Source organism: Shewanella sp. 5_MG-2023, assembly GCF_030547465.1.
GTDB lineage: Bacteria > Pseudomonadota > Gammaproteobacteria > Enterobacterales > Shewanellaceae > Shewanella.
The window spans coordinates 1-17,879 of record NZ_JAUORC010000036.1 but is presented as its reverse complement, the minus strand read 5'-3'; the positions used below and the strand labels follow the sequence as shown (position 1 = coordinate 17,879).

The window sequence follows — 17,879 nt, the reverse complement described above, 5'->3', positions numbered from 1 at the left end:
TAAGAAAGGATCCTATTATGCCGATTTATCAAGCCCCCCTTAGAGATTATCAATTCATATTATCTGAATTACTTAATATTTATCAGCAACCTAACTTATCAGGTTTTGATGAAATCGACCCTGAGCTTGCTGATGCTATTTTGCAAGGCGTGGCCGATTTCACTACCGAGATTATGTTGCCGCTTAATGCTTCAGGTGATCTTGAAGGTTGTCAGCTTGTGGATGGCAAAGTGATTACCCCAAAAGGATTTAAACAGGCGTATAAACAATACGTTGATGATGGTTGGGCCACATTAACCTGTGATCCTGAATATGGCGGTCAAGGCTTACCCGAAGTTATTGGCACCTTTGCCACCGAAATGAAAACCGCCACCAATATGGCCTTTGCCATGTACCCAGGGTTAACCCATGGTGCTTACTCAGCTATCCACGTTCATGGTAGTGATGCACTGAAACAAAAATACCTTGCCAAGCTGGTCAGTGGTGAGTGGACTGGCACCATGAACTTAACTGAGTCTCATGCTGGCACTGATTTAGCTTTACTGCGCACTAAGGCAACCCCAGCTGCAGATGGCCAATTTGCCATTAGCGGTGAAAAAATATTTATCTCATCTGGTGATCATGATTTAGCGGAAAATATCATTCACTTGGTATTAGCTAAATTACCTGACGCTCCAGAAGGCGTTAAAGGGATCTCATTGTTTGCGGTACCTAAGTTTATGGTTAACGATGACGGCAGTTTGGGTGAAGCTAATAGTTTATCTGCCACCGGTCTTGAACATAAAATGGGTATTCATGGTAACTCCACCTGTGTGATGCATTTTGATAATGCTCTAGGTGAATTAGTCGGCGCACCTCATCAAGGTTTAAAGGCAATGTTCACCATGATGAATCAAGCCCGCTTAGGCGTCGGCATTCAGGGTTTAGGCGTGTCTGATATCGCTTATCAAAACGCATTGGAATATGCTAAAGGTCGCATTCAAGGCCGCGCGTTATCTGGTGCTAAACAACCAGAGCAAGCCGCTGACTCTATTTTAGTTCATGGCGATGTGCGCAGAATGCTGTTGTCGCAAAAAGCATTTAATGAAGGCACCCGCGCCTTAATGGGCCAGCAAGCGCTTTGGCTAGACTCTGCTGAGCGCCATACTGATCCCGCACAAGCAAAACAAGCTTCAATGCTGGCAGCGCTATTTACCCCAATAGTAAAAGGCTTTGTCACCGACCAAGGCTTTAAAGCCTGTGTTGATGCGCAGCAAGTTTATGGCGGCCACGGATATATTAACGAATGGGGCATGGAACAATTTGTCCGCGATATTCGCATTGCGATGATTTATGAAGGCACCAATGGCGTACAAGCATTGGATTTAGTTGGCCGTAAATTACTCTCAGATAAAGGCGCTGCACTGACATTGTGGTCAGGGATGGTTAAACAACTCATCCAAGAAAACAGCGCCAATGCAAACATGCAGCCTTACATTGCCGGCTTAATGGATGCGGCAGGCGATTTAGAAAAAGCCACTGGCTTTATCGTCAAATCTGCCAGCACTAATCCAGATATTATTGGCGCAGCTTCTATGGCCTACATGCAGCTATTTGGCATCACCACGCTGGCGTGGATGTGGACCCGTATTGCCGCCACCTCGTTTGCAGCTATTGAAGCAGGTACTGAAGAAACGGAGTTCTATAAAGGCAAACTTAAAACCGCTCAGTTTTATATGAGCTACTGGGGCAGTCAGACTCGAAGCTTACGCAAGCAAATTGAATCAAGTAGCGCGCATATTGCTAATTTTGATGACGCGGATTTTTAACGCTGCTTTGTAAGTAACTACCAAAAACAAGTCCAAACAAAAACAGCGCCTATAAATCAATATAGGCGCTGTTTTATTTAAGAGTAACTCGTTAACTGCAACGAACTAGTCCCAAAGAAATTCTCTAAAATGCTTACGGCATACCGACTCGTAACTTTCGTTACCGCCAATGGCAACTTGCTCACCATCACGCATAGGCTTACCGTTGCCATCCAGTCTTAACACCATGTTGGCTTTACGGCCGCAATGGCAAATAGTTTTAAGTTCTACCAATTTATCAGCCCAGGCTAATAAGTATTGGCTTCCGGTAAACAATTCACCTTGAAAGTCGGTTTTTAAACCATAGCACAGCACTGGAATATCAAAATTATCAACCACATGGGTTAACTGCTTAACTTGCTCTTTACTTAAAAATTGCGACTCATCAATTAATATGCAGTGCAGCTTTTGTTCAGCAAGTTGCTTTTCAATAAAATAAGCAAGGTTATCACCATCACTAAAAACATGGGCTTCGGTTTCAATACCAATACGAGAAGCCACTTTGCCAATACCATAACGATCATCAATTGACGCTGTCATGACTAAGGTATTCATTCCACGTTCACGGTAGTTGTACGATGATTGCAGTAGCGAAGTTGATTTACCTGCATTCATTGCAGAATAGTAGAAGTAGAGTTGCGCCAAAACGGTGTGTCCTTATGGTTATTTACCGTGGCAGTTTATCATTTTTTCAGCAGCGAAATAAGCGTTAGAATAGATAAACTCATGTCGGTATCACAAAAAATCATCTCTGTGCAGCTGCGCTTTTGAGCTAATCACCTCTCGCAGCAGTAATTACATGTTAAATCCAGTTAACATGTCACATTTATTAAACAGTTAACGTTAAAAAAGCCATCATAGTTCACGCTTTTTGTATTACTTCAGATACGATTAAGAAACAATTGATAGATTGTTTGAACAATAAAATATAATAGGAAGTCTAAACACTATGCATAAAACACTTGTTGCTGCAGCTATTGCTGCCACAATCGTCGTAGGTGGATGCTCAATCTCAAATACTGATACAACCCAAGCTGAAAACGTCACTATGATACAAGCAGATAATCCTTTTTTTGCTCCAAGCAGCTTGCAATATCAAACCCCTAATTTTGCTGACATAAAAAATGAGCACTTCTTACCTGCGCTTGAGCAAGGTATCAATGAGCATTACCAGCAAATCTTGGTTATTGCTAACAATCCAGCGCCTGCAACCTTTGAAAATACAATTGTTGCCATGGAAAAAAGCGGTGAACTATTAGGCCGTACATCGAAGGTTTTTTATAATTTAACCGGTTCAACAAGTAACCCTGAGCTACGTAAAATACAGGGCATTATGGCGCCTAAAATGGCAGCCCATTCTGACAACATTAATTTAAATGCTGCACTTTTTAGCCGCATTGAACAGATTTATAACAGCCGTGAAGGCTTAGAAATTAGCCCTGAAGCAAAACGCTTAATTGAAGTTTATCATCAACGTTTTGTTCTAGCGGGCGCTAAACTAACAGAAGCGCAAAAACAGCAAATTCGTGTATTGAATGAAGAGCAGTCAACCTTGACTAACGAATTCTCACAGCGACTAATGCGCTTAAGTAAAGAAATCGCCGTAGTCGTTGAGGATGAGTCAGAGCTTGCGGGTTTATCAGCAACCGCCATTAAATCAGCAGCCATTGATGCCAGTGCAGCAGGCCATGAAGGTAAATACTTACTTAGCATTACCAACACCACTCGTCAGCCTGTATTAGCCCAACTAGACAACCGTCAGTTACGTCAACAAGTATGGCAAGCATCTGCTAACCGCGGTTTAACGGGTGACAATGAAACCGCTTCTTTAGTGGCTCGTTTAGCGCAACTACGTGCCGAAAAAGCCCAATTACTGGGTTATGACAGTTGGGCAGATTACCGCTTAGCGCCACAAATGGCCAAAACCCCAGATGCGGTTTATAAGATGTTTGGCTCAATGGTGCCTGCTGTAGTTGAAAACACCCAAAAAGAAGCCGCAGACATACAAGCAATGATCACCAAAATGGGCGGCGACTTTACCCTTGAACCATGGGATTGGGCTTATTATGCCGAGCGTGTACGTAAAGAAAAATTTGATTTAGATGAGGCATCAATTAAGCCTTATTTTGAATTTAATCGTGTACTGGAAGATGGCGTGTTTTTCACTCTTAAAGAATTGTATGGCGTGACCTTAACACCAAGACCTGATCTGCCTGTTTATCACCCTGATGTAAAAGCGTATGAAATGTTTGATGAAGATGGCAGCAGTATGGCTATCTTTTATGCTGATTACTTTTCTCGTGAAGGTAAACGTGGCGGCGCTTGGATGAACTCGTTTGTGGGTCAGTCTGAGTTATTAAACAACAAGCCTGTGGTAGTTAATGTGATGAACATTAAGAAAGCCCCTGAAGGTCAGGCAACATTTGTGAGCTACAGTGAAGTCACCACCATGTTCCATGAAATGGGCCATGGTACCCACGGTATGTTCTCAAAAGTTACTTACCCATCACTTGCGGGCACCTCAGTATCACGTGACTTTGTAGAGTTCCCATCGACATTTGAAGAAGACTGGGCAGCGCACCCTAAAGTGCTGGCTAACTATGCTAAGCACTATGAAACAGGCGAAGTCATTCCTGAGGCACTACTAGAAAAATTACTTGAGTCTCGCAGCTTTAATCAAGGGTTTGACACCTTAGAGTATATGGCGGCAGCACTAGTTGATTTAGAGTGGCATTCACTTGCTGCTGATGTGCCATTACAAGATGTGGCGAGCTTTGAAGCAAGCGCCCTGAAAAAACACGGTGTTGACATTAAAGCGGTACCACCTCGTTACCGCTCAAGCTATTTTGCTCACGCTTTCCCGGGCGGCTACTCTGCAAGTTATTACGCTTACATGTGGAGTGAAATCCTTGCAGCTGATGCCTTTGCTTACGTACAAACTCAAGGCGGTCTAAACCGTGAAATTGGGATGAAGTATCGCAAAACCATTCGTGAAGTGGGTAACTCAGTACCACCAATGGATGCGTATAAAGCCTTCAGAGGTCAAGAGCCGACGACTGATGCATTACTTGAGCGTCGTGGTTTAAACTAACGCTATTAGAACCTTGTGGCTTAACATCATTTAAGTTTGGTTAAAGCTAATTTTATTTAGCACTTAAACTTAAATCCTAAAAATGCCGCTCATTTGAGCGGCATTTTTTTATCTCAATTTTCACCTAGATCCGAGTACGCTGATTAGCAGTACCTGTTAATCCCTATAATTGCTAACCCTTGCACACTCACCATTGGCAGAAACAGTCATTCACTCACAGTGCTAATCGCTGCTTCTCTTCGCTAACAATAACTGCTGCATAAACAAAACATGTGAGCTTAAACCTTTGAGGTTCACTCTAGTGATTCGACTTAGATATTTAGCTTATATATACCACTTTATTATGCAGCCTTGATTTTAAAACATAAAAAATGCCGCTCATCTGAGCGGCATTTTCATACAAGTTAGCTATATCTAAAGTTCGCGATAAGCTTAAATCAAACCGAGTTAGCTTACGCTATTTAGTGATCAACTTCAGTCCAATAACGCTTAATACAAATAGCACACTACAGGTGACCAAGCCCATGGCCACTGACGCGGTAAAACCTAATACACCGTAGCCAATAATACTAATGACCGCCACGATTAACGCATAAGGTAATTGCGTCATTACGTGATCGATATGGTGACAACTCGCCCCCGTTGACGACAAGATAGTGGTATCTGAAATCGGTGAACAATGATCGCCAAATACTGCACCAGATAACACGGCTGCAAGCATAGGTAACATCATAGTGCTATCACTGCCCATCGCCATATCAGCTGCAATTGGCAACATGATACCGAAGGTACCCCAGCTGGTGCCGGTTGCAAATGCGGTTAGGCCTGCTAATAAAAATAATACTGCAGGTAGCATCGCAAATGGAATATTGCCTGTGGCTAAACTGGCCATGTATTTACCGGTTTCAAGGTTGCCAATAACCGTTGAAATCGTCCAAGCAAATAACAAAATATAAATGGCAGGTAGCATTGATTTAGCGCCAAGTTTGATGCCAGTGAACACCATAGGCAGAGCAATTTTTTGCTTCACAGTTAATACTAAGGTGACCGCTAACCCCACCAGTGAACCGTAAAATAGTGACGAGCTCACTTCAGTATTTTCAAATGCTCCTAAAATGCTAAAAGGTAAATCATTAGCTGATAATGCATCAGCGCCTGACGCCACCATGAAATAGAAGGTTGCCGCAACTAACACTAATATAGGTAAGAATAAGCCAATGATTTTACCGGTTTCCGCTTCTGGTAAATCGGCTGTGGCACCTGGTGGTAAGCCTTTAGATTCGTCGAACAACTCACCCTTTTGGGCATTTTGTTCATGCTTACGCATTGGGCCAATATCTAAACCAAATAACGCCACACACACCAATAATAATAATGCAAAAATGGCATAAAAGTTCATTGGGATCATTTGCAGGAACACACTTAAATGCCCTGTATCAGCAAAGCCATGAGCCGTTAAAATCCCGCCGATCAGGGCGATAATGTACGCTCCCCAGCTTGAAACAGGCGAGATAACACAAATTGGTGCCGCTGTTGAATCCAATAAGTAGGCTAATTTAGCCCGTGAAATGTGGTAACGGTCGGTGATTGGACGTGCAATAGATCCCACCACAATACTGTTAAAGTAGTCATCAATAAACACTACAACACCAAGGAAGATAGTCATCAACTTGGCATCACGTTTATTGCGAATACGTTGATGAGCCCAATCAGCAAAGGCGCGAGCTGAACCACTTACCGTGATTAATGCCGTGATCATGCCCAAAATCACCAAGAAACCTAAAATTTGTAGGTTCCATGAATTGAGCGCGCCATCATCCCAAACTAGACCCGTGACGGTAATCAGTAAATTTGAGGCTGCAGCGCTAACTGAAAAATCACCGAGTAAAAACACCCCGGTGATAATACCTAAGCCCAATGAAAGTAAGACTCGGCGAGTTAATACTGCGAGCAAAATAGCCACTACTGGTGGCAAAAGCGAGAGAGCCGAATCGGCGTAACTTGTTATCATCATTTCTTATAATTTCTTCGTTGAGTACGAATGGAGAATAACTGATAAGGCAAGTTTACGTTGAATACGTAAACGAAAATCTTTTCAGTAGCACTCCACAGTAATATCAATATCGTTGTCGATATATATTCTTCTACCCTTTCGGATAGAAATTACCATGACAGTGCAGTCCCTTTCGGTAACTGCCCCAATAAATGGTTTTGATAGAATCCATTTACTTCGGCACTAAATCCTTTCCGAATAAGTTATTGGCATCACCCAACTCACCCGTACTGATACTTAATGCACCTCTACTTATGTTAACAACAGAAAGGCTCTGTATATCAACACCCCATCATACAAACATAAGCAGTAGCATCATTGCCAGATAAAACTTGATTATCTTGTGATATATAACATCACAACTAAAACCGCGCACATTGACGCAGCACTAGTGTAACCTTTTATTAGCAAGGGTTCATATTTAACGCAGTGGTAATTTTTGCTCACTGATAGAACAGCACCGCAAATAACAACGCATTAGTATAAATTGGCAGCAACTATCTACGGAACATTAAAAAAGGCTTTTACCTCTCGGTAAAAGCCTTTTAGTGCCGTTTTTTATTAGTGGATATTAACTCACTAAAAAACTAGCGTAAGCCATAATCCTATTATAAAGAGCATTATTTAGGACTCTTATTTAGGGCTCTAATTAAGGGCTCTAATTAAGGACTATAGCAAATTAGTTAGCTCAGGGATCGCTTCAAACAAATCAGCTTCCAGACCATAATCTGCAACCTGGAAAATCGGCGCTTCAGGATCTTTGTTGATTGCCACAATGACTTTAGAGTCTTTCATACCAGCAAGATGCTGAATAGCCCCTGAGATACCTACAGCAATATACAGATCAGGTGCGACAATTTTACCAGTTTGACCTACTTGTAAATCATTCGGTACAAAGCCAGCATCAACAGCTGCGCGCGAAGCACCAACAGCAGCAGTTAATTTATCAGCAAGCGCTTCTAAAATAGCAAAGTTCTCACCACTGCCCATACCGCGGCCGCCGGAAACAATCACCCCAGCACTGCCAAGCTCAGGACGCTCTGATTCAGTTAATGTTTGCGAAACAAATTCTGCCGCTGCTGTGGCAACAAAATCAACCATAACCGCTTCTGCACTGCCGTCATTGGTTGCGGCATCAAAAGCACTGGTTCGTACTGTTAGCACTTTAACCGCATCTAAACTTTGCACTGTCGCTAATGCCGAACCGGCATAAACAGGACGCACGAAGGTATCTGTGCTTACAACTTCAATCACTTCAGAAATTTGCGCCACATCTAATAACGCCGCGACTCGTGGCAGGGTATCTTTACCGACACTGCTAGCCGCAGAAATAATATGTTCGTAATCACCTGCAAGGTTAACCACTAACTGTGAAAGGTTTTCTGCTAGTTGCGCTTGATACACAGCATTATCAGCAACTAATACCTTGCTTACGCCTGTTAATGCTTGCGCTGCGGTAACTGCTGCAGCGCAATCACTACCAGCAACTAACACATGCACATCACCACCAATGGCAACCGCTGCGCTTACTGCTTTAGCGGTATCTAATTTTAAGCTTGCGTTATCATGTTCAGCTAATACTAAAATAGTCATAATTAGATCACCTTCGCTTCATTTTTTAACTTTTCAACTAATTCAGCCACTGAATTCACCATGATGCCAGCTTTACGCTCAGCTGGAGGGGTGACTTTTATAATGGTTTGATGTGCTTTTAAGCTTACGCCTAAATCATCAATTGAAAGTGTCTCTAATGGCTTACGCTTAGCTTTCATAATATTAGGTAATGATGCGTAACGAGGTTCATTTAAACGTAAATCAACCGTAACCACCGCTGGTAATGGCATTTTTATTGTTTGTAAGCCGCCGTCAATCTCACGGGTTACTTCTGCACTGTCTGCCGTTAATGTTAGCTCTGATGCAAACGTTGCTTGAGGCATATTCGTTAATGCAGCTAGCATTTGACCGGTTTGGTTATTGTCGCCATCAATAGATTGCTTACCAAATATCACTAATTCTGCTTGTTCTTTTTCTTGAACCGCTTTTAAAATTTTAGCAATCGATAACGGCACTAACTCGTCATCAGTCAGGACATGAATAGCACGGTCGGCACCAAGCGCCATCGAGGTACGTAATTGTTCTTGAGCATTTTTAGCTCCAATAGTGACCACAACAATTTCCGTAACACTTCCTGCTTCTTTCAATCTTACAGCTTCTTCAACTGCAATTTCACAGAATGGGTTTAACGCCATTTTCAAATTAGCAGTATCAACATTTGTGTTGTCAGCGTTTACTCTGACCTTCACATTTGCATCGACTACGCGCTTTACAGGCACCAATACTTTCATGGGATTTCCTTTTACACCTTCAATGTATGTGGACGGCACATTGGTTTTAACCAATGTAATATGGCTCAACTTTACGGCCTGTTAACGTTAACGTCAACCTAAGTCAAACACTTGTTTATATTTTTTTTGGCTCAATGTGCGTTTAAAAGAACTGACATCTGCACAATTTATATTAAATAAGGTACCTAAAAGGGTAGATTAATTAATTTTTATCTACTTATTGATGATTTTATTTGATCCATTCAGATTTAGTTTCTATTATTAATGACTATTCAAGTAAACTTATTTTGCTACTATTAAATATTGTGCTTTATTGACATGTTTAATGGTCAATTAAATTGACACTCCAATGCTAAATAATTAAGCAATGTAGCGATTTTGATAGGTATTCTTTAATCTCTAAAGCATTACTTGAAAACTTATTATTTAATAACCATTAGGATGCACATTGATATGAGTGACTTTTTAGAAATACTAACCCATGGTCGTCGTTTTAAAGCTGCAGTTAAAGAGTTGTCTGTAGAAGATTTACGTGAGCTTTCAGTAAAGCTTGAAAAAATCATTACAGAAAGAGAAGAAGACGAAAAAGCAGAACAAGAAGCCAATGCAGAAAGAAATGCACGCATTGCTGAAATTCTAGCGCAAATTGAAAACAGTGGTTTATCAATTGAAGACTTAGGTGAAGTATCAATTAAGCCTGCACCAAAAAAACGTGCGCCGCGCCCTGCTAAATACCAAATTGAAGTTGATGGCGAATTAATCCAGTGGACGGGTCAAGGCCGTATGCCAACTGTGTTCAAAAACCAAGTTGATAATGGCAAAACAATGGAAGACTTCTTAATTCCTGGTATGGAATAACACTTGCTGTTTTGACATCCTTCATATAGAAAAAGCTTACTTTGGTAAGCTTTTTTCTTATCTGTATTCTATTCCCACCTGCTAGCAAGCATTGTAAACTATACTACATTCACCTCTTTTGAATTAGGCTTTACTATGAACGTTTCTCGTCCTGTTTTTTCTTTAGCTATAAGCTCAGCAATATTATTATCTGGTTGTGCTAGTGAATACACTTTTAATAGTAACCTAGACGCTAAGGCAATTGATGATTATTTCAAACCTGGAAATGTGGTTCTATATAAAGAGAACCAACGCCCTAAAGGGTCATTTGAGGTGTTAGGCCTAGTTGAAGGTGAATCATGCCAACAAACTGCTGATGGGGTTCCTGCAAGCATTGCAGATGCGAGAACCGATGCACGAAAACAGGCGGTCGAGCTAGGTGCCAATGGGCTAATGATCAAAAAATGCCTATTAACAGAACAACAGGTCGACAGCTGCTACAGCCAAGCAATTTGTGTCGGCCAAGCAATTAAAACCGCTACTGAGCAGTAGATACTTGTTAATAATTTAGTATTAGAGCAACCGACTATTAATGGCTAATGGTCAAAGAAATTAAACCATCAGGCTAGGTGTCTAAGTCATTTTATTTATGCTGTTATCCGAAGCATTTTAAAGACATTAACACCCGCTTTGCTTAAAACCTTACATTGGCTAATGGCTCTTTAGTATTAAATTAACAAAGCATTGAACATTTATTCGGTTCAATGCTTGATTATGCCCCCTCTTAATTTATTAGTAACAACACTTGACGGTTTCTTAGACATGAAAACAGATCCTAACGCGCAAAACTTTAGCTCTCAAATAGAGGCCGTCGGGTATTGTCGTACCCCTTACAAACAAAAGTTTGGTATCCCAAGACAACCAGGGTTGGTAAATATTAAAGGTGTTATTGAATTAGCCCCTCAAGTCAATAACCTTGATGCGGTTAGAGGTATTGAACAATATTCACACTTATGGCTGCTTTTTTGTTTTCATGAAAACCTACAGCAAGGTTGGAAAAATACCGTCAGACCACCAAGATTAGGTGGCAATGAAAAGTTAGGCGTATTTGCCACCCGCTCTACATTCAGACCTAATGGTATTGGCCAGTCAGTGGTTAAATTGCATAAGGTTATTCAGAAAAATGGCAAAGTTTGTCTTGAAATATCCGGCATGGATTTATTAGATGGTACCCCCATTATTGATATAAAACCTTATATTCCATTTTCTGACTCAATAGAAAGTGCGACAGGTGGCATCGCTCAAGATGCGCCAAAATTAATTGATGTACAATTTTCAAGCTTGGCAAAAGCGCAAATTGACGCCCACTCATCTAAGCTCAATAACAGTGATTTAATTCAACTTATTACTGACGTGTTAGCTCAAGACCCTCGACCTGCTTATAAAAAAGCCAAAGCAGATCCAAAATTATATCAAGTGGCCTTATATGATATTGATATTTTTTGGACCGTCACTGAGCAGCAGATTAATGTTATTGAAATTAAACCCACCAGCGTTGGTCAAAACTAATATGAAGTCTGATTTGAACAGCACCCTTGATACAAACAAAAGTCCTGATTATCAAACTCAGCATAAAAAACGTTTATCTTGGATGCCGTGGTTGTATTTTTCCTTAAAAGACAAACAATTTACCTGGGCTAAACCCTGGCAAGATGAAGTTCAGCAACAATTTGAGCAGCTTGAAACCATTAAGTTTGGTCAGCAGTGTTTTATCGCCCCCGAAGCCAATGTGTTTGCAGAGCCTGGGCGCAATATAACTATGGGAAATCAATGCATGATTGCCGCCGAGGTGTTTTTACATGGGCCGATAACCCTAGGCAATGAAGTGGCCATTAATCATGGCTGCTCTTTTGATGGCGGTCGCTGCGGCATCACCATTGGTGATAAAACCCGTATCGCCAATAACGTCACGATTTATGCTTTTAACCATGGCATGTCAGCAGAGCAAGATATCTATCAACAACCCAGTCAATCAAAGGGTATTGTCATTGGCCGTGATGTATGGATTGGCGCCCAAGCTGGCATTGTTGATGGGGTTACTATTGGCAACCAAGCCATTGTTGGTATGGGTAGTATTGTGACCAAAGATGTTCCCGAATTTGCGATTGTTGCCGGTAACCCTGCCAAAATCATTGGCGACCGACGCGATAAATAGTTGCTTTAATTTATCGCCCATATCATTTTGCCATAGCCCTATGGCTATCTTTGTCAGGTATCGCTTAATTATCTGGTGACTTCATCGTTACAGGTGATAAAATGTCGCACATTAATAGCTACTAAGTGGACATTGGGAATGCGAGTTAGCAAGTACCTGCTTTCAACACAAAAAGAAACACCTGCAAATGCAGAAGTCATCAGCCATCAATTGATGTTACGTGCCGGCTTTATCCGTCGTAATGCATCAGGCCTTTATTCATGGTTACCGAGTGGTTTACGTGTATTACGTAAAGTCGAAGCCATTGTTCGTGAAGAAATGAACAAAGTCGGTTCTATTGAAATTTTGATGCCCCTAGTACAGCCGGCCGATCTTTGGGTTGAAACAGGACGTTGGGAAAAATTTGGTCCTGAATTGCTCCGCTTCCAAGACCGTCATAACCGCGACTTCGTTTTAGGCCCAACCCATGAAGAAGTGATTACTGATTTAGTCCGTAAAGAAGTGAGCTCTTATAAGCAATTACCACTGACATTATATCAAGTACAAACAAAATTCCGTGATGAAGTCCGTCCTCGTTTTGGCGTGATGCGTGCACGTGAATTTTTGATGAAAGATGCCTATTCTTTCCATTTAACCCAAGAGTGCATGGATAAGACTTATGCAGACATGCATCAAGCATACTGCAACATCTTTAATCGTATGGGTCTTGCTTTCCGTCCTGTTATTGCTGACACGGGTTCAATTGGTGGTAGTACCTCACATGAGTTCCATGTTCTTGCTAACAGTGGTGAAGACTTGATCGCTTATTCAACTGAAAGTGATTATGCCGCAAACATTGAAAAAGCAGAAACTGCAGCACCAACTGGCACATTAGCCGCACCAACACAGGAAATGACTGTCGTTGATACGCCAAATGCCAAAACCATTGCTGAATTAGTTGAGCAGTTTGAACTTGAAATAACTAAAACAGTTAAAACCCTGATTGTTAAGGGCGCAACTGAAGATGCACCATTGGTAGCATTAGTTATTCGTGGCGATCATGAGTTAAACGAATTAAAAGCTGAGAAGCATGAGCTCGTTGCCTCACCACTTGAGTTTGCCACTGATGCTGAAATGGTTGCAGCTGTAGGCGCAGGTCCAGGTTCAATCGGCCCTGTAGGCCTTGAAATGCCTATTATCATTGACCGTGACGTCGCGCTAATGAGCGACTTTGCTGCTGGTGCTAACCAAGAAGGTAAGCATTACTTTGGCATCAACTGGGAGCGCGATTTACCAATGGCACAAGCGATGGATATTCGTAACGTGGTTGAAGGTGAAGCAAGCCCAGATGGTAAAGGTGTTTATGCGTTTGCACGTGGTATTGAAGTCGGTCATATCTTCCAACTTGGTACTAACTACTCAGAAGCAATGGGCGCAACCGTACTTGATGAAAACGGTAAGTCAAAAGTGATGCAAATGGGTTGTTATGGCGCTGGTGTTAGCCGTATCGTTGCCGCTGCAATCGAGCAAAACCATGATGACCGCGGTATGAAGTTACCTGAGTCACTTGCGCCGTTCACAGTGGGTATTTTACCGATGAACATGCATAAGTCTCATCGCGTAAAAGACATGGCTGAGCAGCTTTACGCTGACTTAAGCGCCCAAGGCATCGAAATCTTATTAGATGACCGTAAAGAGCGCCCAGGTGTGATGTTCAATGACATGGAGCTAATTGGCTTGCCTCATGTGATTGTTATTGGCGATCGTAATATCGATGCTGGCGTGTTTGAATATAAAAACCGCCGCACTGGTGAAAAACAAGATATCCCGTTTGATCAGATTGTCGACTTTATCAAGTCAGCAATTAATGGCTAATCATTCGCTTTAAAACTATGCCGTAAAAAACGCACCTTTTAAGGTGCGTTTTTTTTGGTTTTCATTTCATATTTTACATGTAACTACTGTCGATTATGTTATTTTGATTGGTATAACCAGTTATTGCTATACATACTGATATCATCAGCTTATCAAACAGAGGAGAGCATAGTTGTCAGATTCAATTGCACTGGTATTAGGTGGCGGTGGCGCACGGGCTGCGTATCAGATTGGCGTGTTAAAAGCGCTAGTTCAGCTTTATCCGCGTAATCATCATATCCCGTTTGATATTCTAAGTGGTAGCTCAGCAGGTGCAATTAACGCAACGTCATTAGCTACCCATGCCTCTTGTTTCCATTTAGGGGTTCGCAAACTTGATTGGGTTTGGCGGCACTTTGAAACCCATAAAGTCTACAGTTCATCGTTTTGGAATGTATTAAAACACTTATCAAAAATGGCCTTAAAAGGGCTACAAAGTGATAAGGTCAATACCGAAGCGGGCAGCCTGCTTGATAATCAGCCATTACGAAAACTACTGAATCAATTAATCGATTTTCAGCGTATTGAACGCAACATCGGTAGTGGCGCGTTAAAGGCCATTAGCTTAGATGCATCAAGTTACAATGACTCATATTCCTACAGTTTCTATCAAGCTAGCCATCATATTAACGACTGGCAACGGGCAAGAAGACAAGGTACCCGCACCACATTAACCACAGATCATTTGATGGCGACCTCAGCTATCCCATTGGTTTTTCCATCGGTAAAATTAAAACAAGCCTATTTTGGTGATGGCTCAGTACACCAATTGTCGCCGTTATCCAGCCCGATACATCTAGGAGCCAGAAAAATTATGGTGATCAATCTAGATAGCCCTCATAAACAAAGGCACAGTGATATAGATGCTCACCCAAAAACAGCAACCATTGCAGGTCATTTACTGGATACCATTTTCTCAGACACTTTAAACAGTGATTTAGAACGCTTAGAGCGGATAAACAGCACCTTAGACCTTATTCCACCCGCCGATGCTAAGCTGGTTAATTTGCGTAAAATTGACACCTTAGTCATTAAGCCCAGTGAAGATTTAAGTGTTATTGCCGCGCGCTACTTTCAAGACTTACCTCTCGCCATCAGAATATTATTGAAATTTATTGGCATTAATCGTCAATCAGACTCAAGTATCGCGTCATACTTATTATTTGAAAAATCCTACACCAGTGCCTTAATTGATCTCGGTTATAAAGACGCTATGAACCAAATGGATACCATCAAAACCTTTTTTGAACTGGAAACCTAAATAGGCTTCTTGGCTAAATGATTAGTGCAGCACGACTCACTTTGAGATGAACTCACTGCCAAATACGCTGCTATTACAAATAATAAAAAGCAAGTTGCCACGCAACTTGCTTTTTTTGGTGGAGAGTGTTTCCACAGGTGCCGCTTAATAAGTATTAGAAGCGTGAAGTGCCACCAATATAGAAACCATCTTCAAAAGCACGATCTGAACGACCATCATACTGGAAGGTCATATTTCTATAACCGAAAAAAACCGCCATATTAGGGTTAAAGTCATACTGCACTTTTCCACCTAATTCGGTGTAACCATCGACATCCGAAAAAGACAATACTGACGGCGCATAATAAGCATCAGCATGCAGCGATATTTTATTGCCTAGCGCATAGCCATAGTGTCCACCGACGGCAATGACACTGCCATTAGGACTATTATCAAACCAAACACTGGATAACTTAGGGCCAATTTCAATTGAATGCGGACCAGTTTGATGGGTCATATGCATGGCAAACTGCGCCAAGTTACCCTTTTTATCTGAATACACATAACCGGCTTCAAGATTAACATTAGGGTTAATATTGGTCTTAATGTCAGCAGATACCACGTGCTCACTGAGCCCTAAAGAAAACTCAGTAGCATTAACATTGACGCAAAACACACTCGCTGCAATAACAGCCATCATTTTTTTATTCATTTATAACCTCAAACCTAAGTGCTTATGGGCCAAGATTATACTGAGCTAATTAATTAGTCTTTATAAAAAGGCCTAACACGAGCGCCTAGATGGATTAACACACAATTAAACCACAACCAAGTTACAATAAATAAGAGTTAGCAATACCTGTAAGTTAATATATCAAGTCGCGGTTGAGTATAACTTAATCGGTAAAATTAACTGCTCTCGTTGATGGCAAGCCCAGATCAGCTTATGCGTTTATTAAATCCGTATTTTAAATTGTGCGCAATCCAATTTGCAGTTATGATAAAACTTAAAAGTATTATTATCGTTTTAGGAGTTGACCATGAGCCAAACATTTTATCAGCAAAGCGCAGTAGACATTCAAGGTAACACTGTATCCATGGATCAATTTAAAGATCATGTGGTATTGGTTGTTAACACCGCTAGCGAATGCGGCTTCACCCATCAATATAAACCCCTTGAGCACCTGTATCAGTTATATAAAGAGCAAGGTTTAGTGATATTAGGGTTTCCATGTAACCAGTTTGGCTCCCAAGAAAAAGGCGACGAAGCTACCATTAGCAAATTCTGTGAACTGAATTTCGGGGTTAGTTTTCCATTATTTAGTAAGGTGGACGTTAATGGCGCCAATGCCGCACCTATCTATCAGTTTCTTAAGTCTTCAGCTAAAGGGTTGCTGGGCAGTGAGTCAATTAAGTGGAACTTCACTAAATTCTTAATAGACAAAGAAGGCAAGGTGTTAAAGCGTTATGCACCGACCATGAAACCTGAAAATTTAGTAGAACAAATTGAGTATCTACTGAAAAAGTAATAGTTACCGCATTAAATCGACACTTAATGTATTTTTAATCTACTGATTTAATTGCATAAAAAAATTATTGATAAAAAATATAAAAAAATTGATGTTTTTTTGAACTATTTCACTTTGAGATGCTCATAGTATATAGACAGTGTTTTCACTTTCATCATCTCCCTGGGACTTCTAGCGCGGTCCCTTTGATCTCAAAGTGGATCAATAGGCAATCGTTTGATTGCCTTTTTTTATGGAGCTAATTTTTGATGAGACTGGTTTGTTAAAGCAAAGTTTATAAAGCACCCCTTAATCCTGACGATGTTCGCCATAAAAGAACAATAAAGGTTACCACAAAAACCCAATAAAAACAGATACATAAAAATGTATCGCTTTCGATCATTCTAAATACTTAAAAAATAATAAATTTTATTGAACCATTTGCAGCTTAGCCTCTCTTAGTAATGTAGCTAGTCAGTAATAGGCTAACCCCTCATCAAGGTTATTTCGATACTGAGCTTTTATAGATTTAATCTCCCCAATTATTTCGCTACTCGAATTTGGTAACTCTTTTTCATCATCACTCCCAATTGGGACATTGCTAACACGCTAGCGCACCGTTAACAGTGACCCGCATAGAAATACTTCTGGCAATCCACTGGGTTGCCATTTTTTTTGCGCCAAGTTTATCTCAGCTTGAATATGACCTGAGATTAAACACCAATTCAAACTGCTGATTTAAAACTAAATTGCAGTAATAAAATCCAATCAAGCCAGCTAGCCAAAAAAACTTTAAAATAATTTACCGCGGTAATGAACTTTTTTGAAATGAGCCACTCTGAGTAACTGT

Annotated in this window: 14 protein-coding genes and 1 riboswitch; of the genes, 9 read left to right on the top strand and 5 right to left on the bottom strand. The window is 41.0% G+C overall.

Features of this window, described 5'->3' with window-relative positions; genetic code table 11:
- The first annotated feature begins 17 nt into the window (after window positions 1-17).
- Window positions 18-1,808 (top strand): acyl-CoA dehydrogenase C-terminal domain-containing protein, encoded by a 1,791-nt coding sequence (locus Q4557_RS17835; protein ID WP_303414401.1) that lies wholly within the window; start codon window positions 18-20, stop codon window positions 1,806-1,808.
- A 105-nt stretch (window positions 1,809-1,913) separates the two neighbouring features.
- Here the strand turns inward: Q4557_RS17835 and Q4557_RS17830 are convergent, their stop codons facing one another.
- Window positions 1,914-2,492, bottom strand: coding sequence for a thymidine kinase (locus Q4557_RS17830; protein WP_076540377.1), 579 nt, complete (start codon window positions 2,490-2,492; stop codon window positions 1,914-1,916).
- A 304-nt stretch (window positions 2,493-2,796) separates the two neighbouring features.
- Between Q4557_RS17830 and Q4557_RS17825 the strand changes: the two genes are divergently transcribed.
- Window positions 2,797-4,938, top strand: a complete 2,142-nt coding sequence (locus tag Q4557_RS17825) for a M3 family metallopeptidase (RefSeq protein ID WP_102440652.1) — start codon at window positions 2,797-2,799, stop codon at window positions 4,936-4,938.
- Window positions 4,939-5,395: 457 nt separating this feature from the next.
- Here Q4557_RS17825 and Q4557_RS17820 read toward each other — a convergent pair whose 3' ends face one another.
- The 3 genes from Q4557_RS17820 to Q4557_RS17810 all read right to left on the bottom strand — a co-directional run bounded on the left by Q4557_RS17820 (window position 5,396) and on the right by Q4557_RS17810 (window position 9,336).
- Window positions 5,396-6,952 (bottom strand): Na+/H+ antiporter NhaC family protein, encoded by a 1,557-nt coding sequence (locus Q4557_RS17820; RefSeq protein WP_303414396.1) that lies wholly within the window; start codon window positions 6,950-6,952, stop codon window positions 5,396-5,398.
- Window positions 6,953-7,029: 77 nt separating this feature from the next.
- A riboswitch (Lysine riboswitch) is annotated at window positions 7,030-7,250 on the bottom strand.
- 410 nt (window positions 7,251-7,660) lie between these two features.
- A complete protein-coding gene (locus Q4557_RS17815; RefSeq protein ID WP_102440654.1) occupies window positions 7,661-8,584 on the bottom strand; it encodes an electron transfer flavoprotein subunit alpha/FixB family protein in 924 nt (307 codons plus the stop codon).
- Between the two features lie 2 nt (window positions 8,585-8,586).
- Complete coding sequence (locus tag Q4557_RS17810; protein WP_102440655.1) at window positions 8,587-9,336, bottom strand: electron transfer flavoprotein subunit beta/FixA family protein; 750 nt, start codon at window positions 9,334-9,336, stop codon at window positions 8,587-8,589.
- Between the two features lie 453 nt (window positions 9,337-9,789).
- Here Q4557_RS17810 and Q4557_RS17805 point away from each other — a divergent pair, with 453 nt between their 5' ends.
- The 6 genes from Q4557_RS17805 (at window position 9,790) to Q4557_RS17780 (ending at window position 15,542) form a co-directional block, all read left to right on the top strand.
- On the top strand, window positions 9,790-10,194 hold the full coding sequence (locus Q4557_RS17805; RefSeq protein WP_076540367.1) for an H-NS family nucleoid-associated regulatory protein: 405 nt from the start codon (window positions 9,790-9,792) through the stop codon (window positions 10,192-10,194).
- Between the two features lie 135 nt (window positions 10,195-10,329).
- Window positions 10,330-10,725 carry an Rcs stress response system protein RcsF gene (rcsF, locus tag Q4557_RS17800; protein WP_303414390.1) on the top strand — a complete coding sequence of 132 codons (396 nt, stop codon included), beginning with the start codon at window positions 10,330-10,332 and terminating at the stop codon, window positions 10,723-10,725.
- 270 nt (window positions 10,726-10,995) lie between these two features.
- Window positions 10,996-11,742 (top strand): tRNA (N6-threonylcarbamoyladenosine(37)-N6)-methyltransferase TrmO, encoded by a 747-nt coding sequence (tsaA, locus tag Q4557_RS17795; protein ID WP_102477014.1) that lies wholly within the window; start codon window positions 10,996-10,998, stop codon window positions 11,740-11,742.
- 1 nt (window position 11,743) lies between these two features.
- The gene (locus tag Q4557_RS17790; RefSeq protein ID WP_102440662.1) at window positions 11,744-12,388 is read left to right on the top strand and encodes a DapH/DapD/GlmU-related protein; all 645 of its coding nucleotides are present in this window, start codon (window positions 11,744-11,746) and stop codon (window positions 12,386-12,388) included.
- 138 nt (window positions 12,389-12,526) lie between these two features.
- The gene (locus Q4557_RS17785; RefSeq protein ID WP_102531073.1) at window positions 12,527-14,242 is read left to right on the top strand and encodes a proline--tRNA ligase; all 1,716 of its coding nucleotides are present in this window, start codon (window positions 12,527-12,529) and stop codon (window positions 14,240-14,242) included.
- Window positions 14,243-14,414: 172 nt separating this feature from the next.
- Entirely contained in the window at window positions 14,415-15,542 is a 1,128-nt protein-coding gene (locus Q4557_RS17780; RefSeq protein WP_102440658.1) for a patatin-like phospholipase family protein, read from the top strand.
- Between the two features lie 154 nt (window positions 15,543-15,696).
- Here Q4557_RS17780 and Q4557_RS17775 read toward each other — a convergent pair whose 3' ends face one another.
- Window positions 15,697-16,233, bottom strand: a complete 537-nt coding sequence (locus tag Q4557_RS17775) for a YfaZ family outer membrane protein (RefSeq protein ID WP_303414387.1) — start codon at window positions 16,231-16,233, stop codon at window positions 15,697-15,699.
- A gap of 328 nt (window positions 16,234-16,561) precedes the next feature.
- Between Q4557_RS17775 and Q4557_RS17770 the strand changes: the two genes are divergently transcribed.
- Window positions 16,562-17,050: a glutathione peroxidase gene (locus tag Q4557_RS17770; RefSeq protein ID WP_102440660.1), complete on the top strand. Its 489-nt coding sequence runs from the start codon at window positions 16,562-16,564 to the stop codon at window positions 17,048-17,050.
- Window positions 17,051-17,879 lie beyond the last annotated feature (829 nt).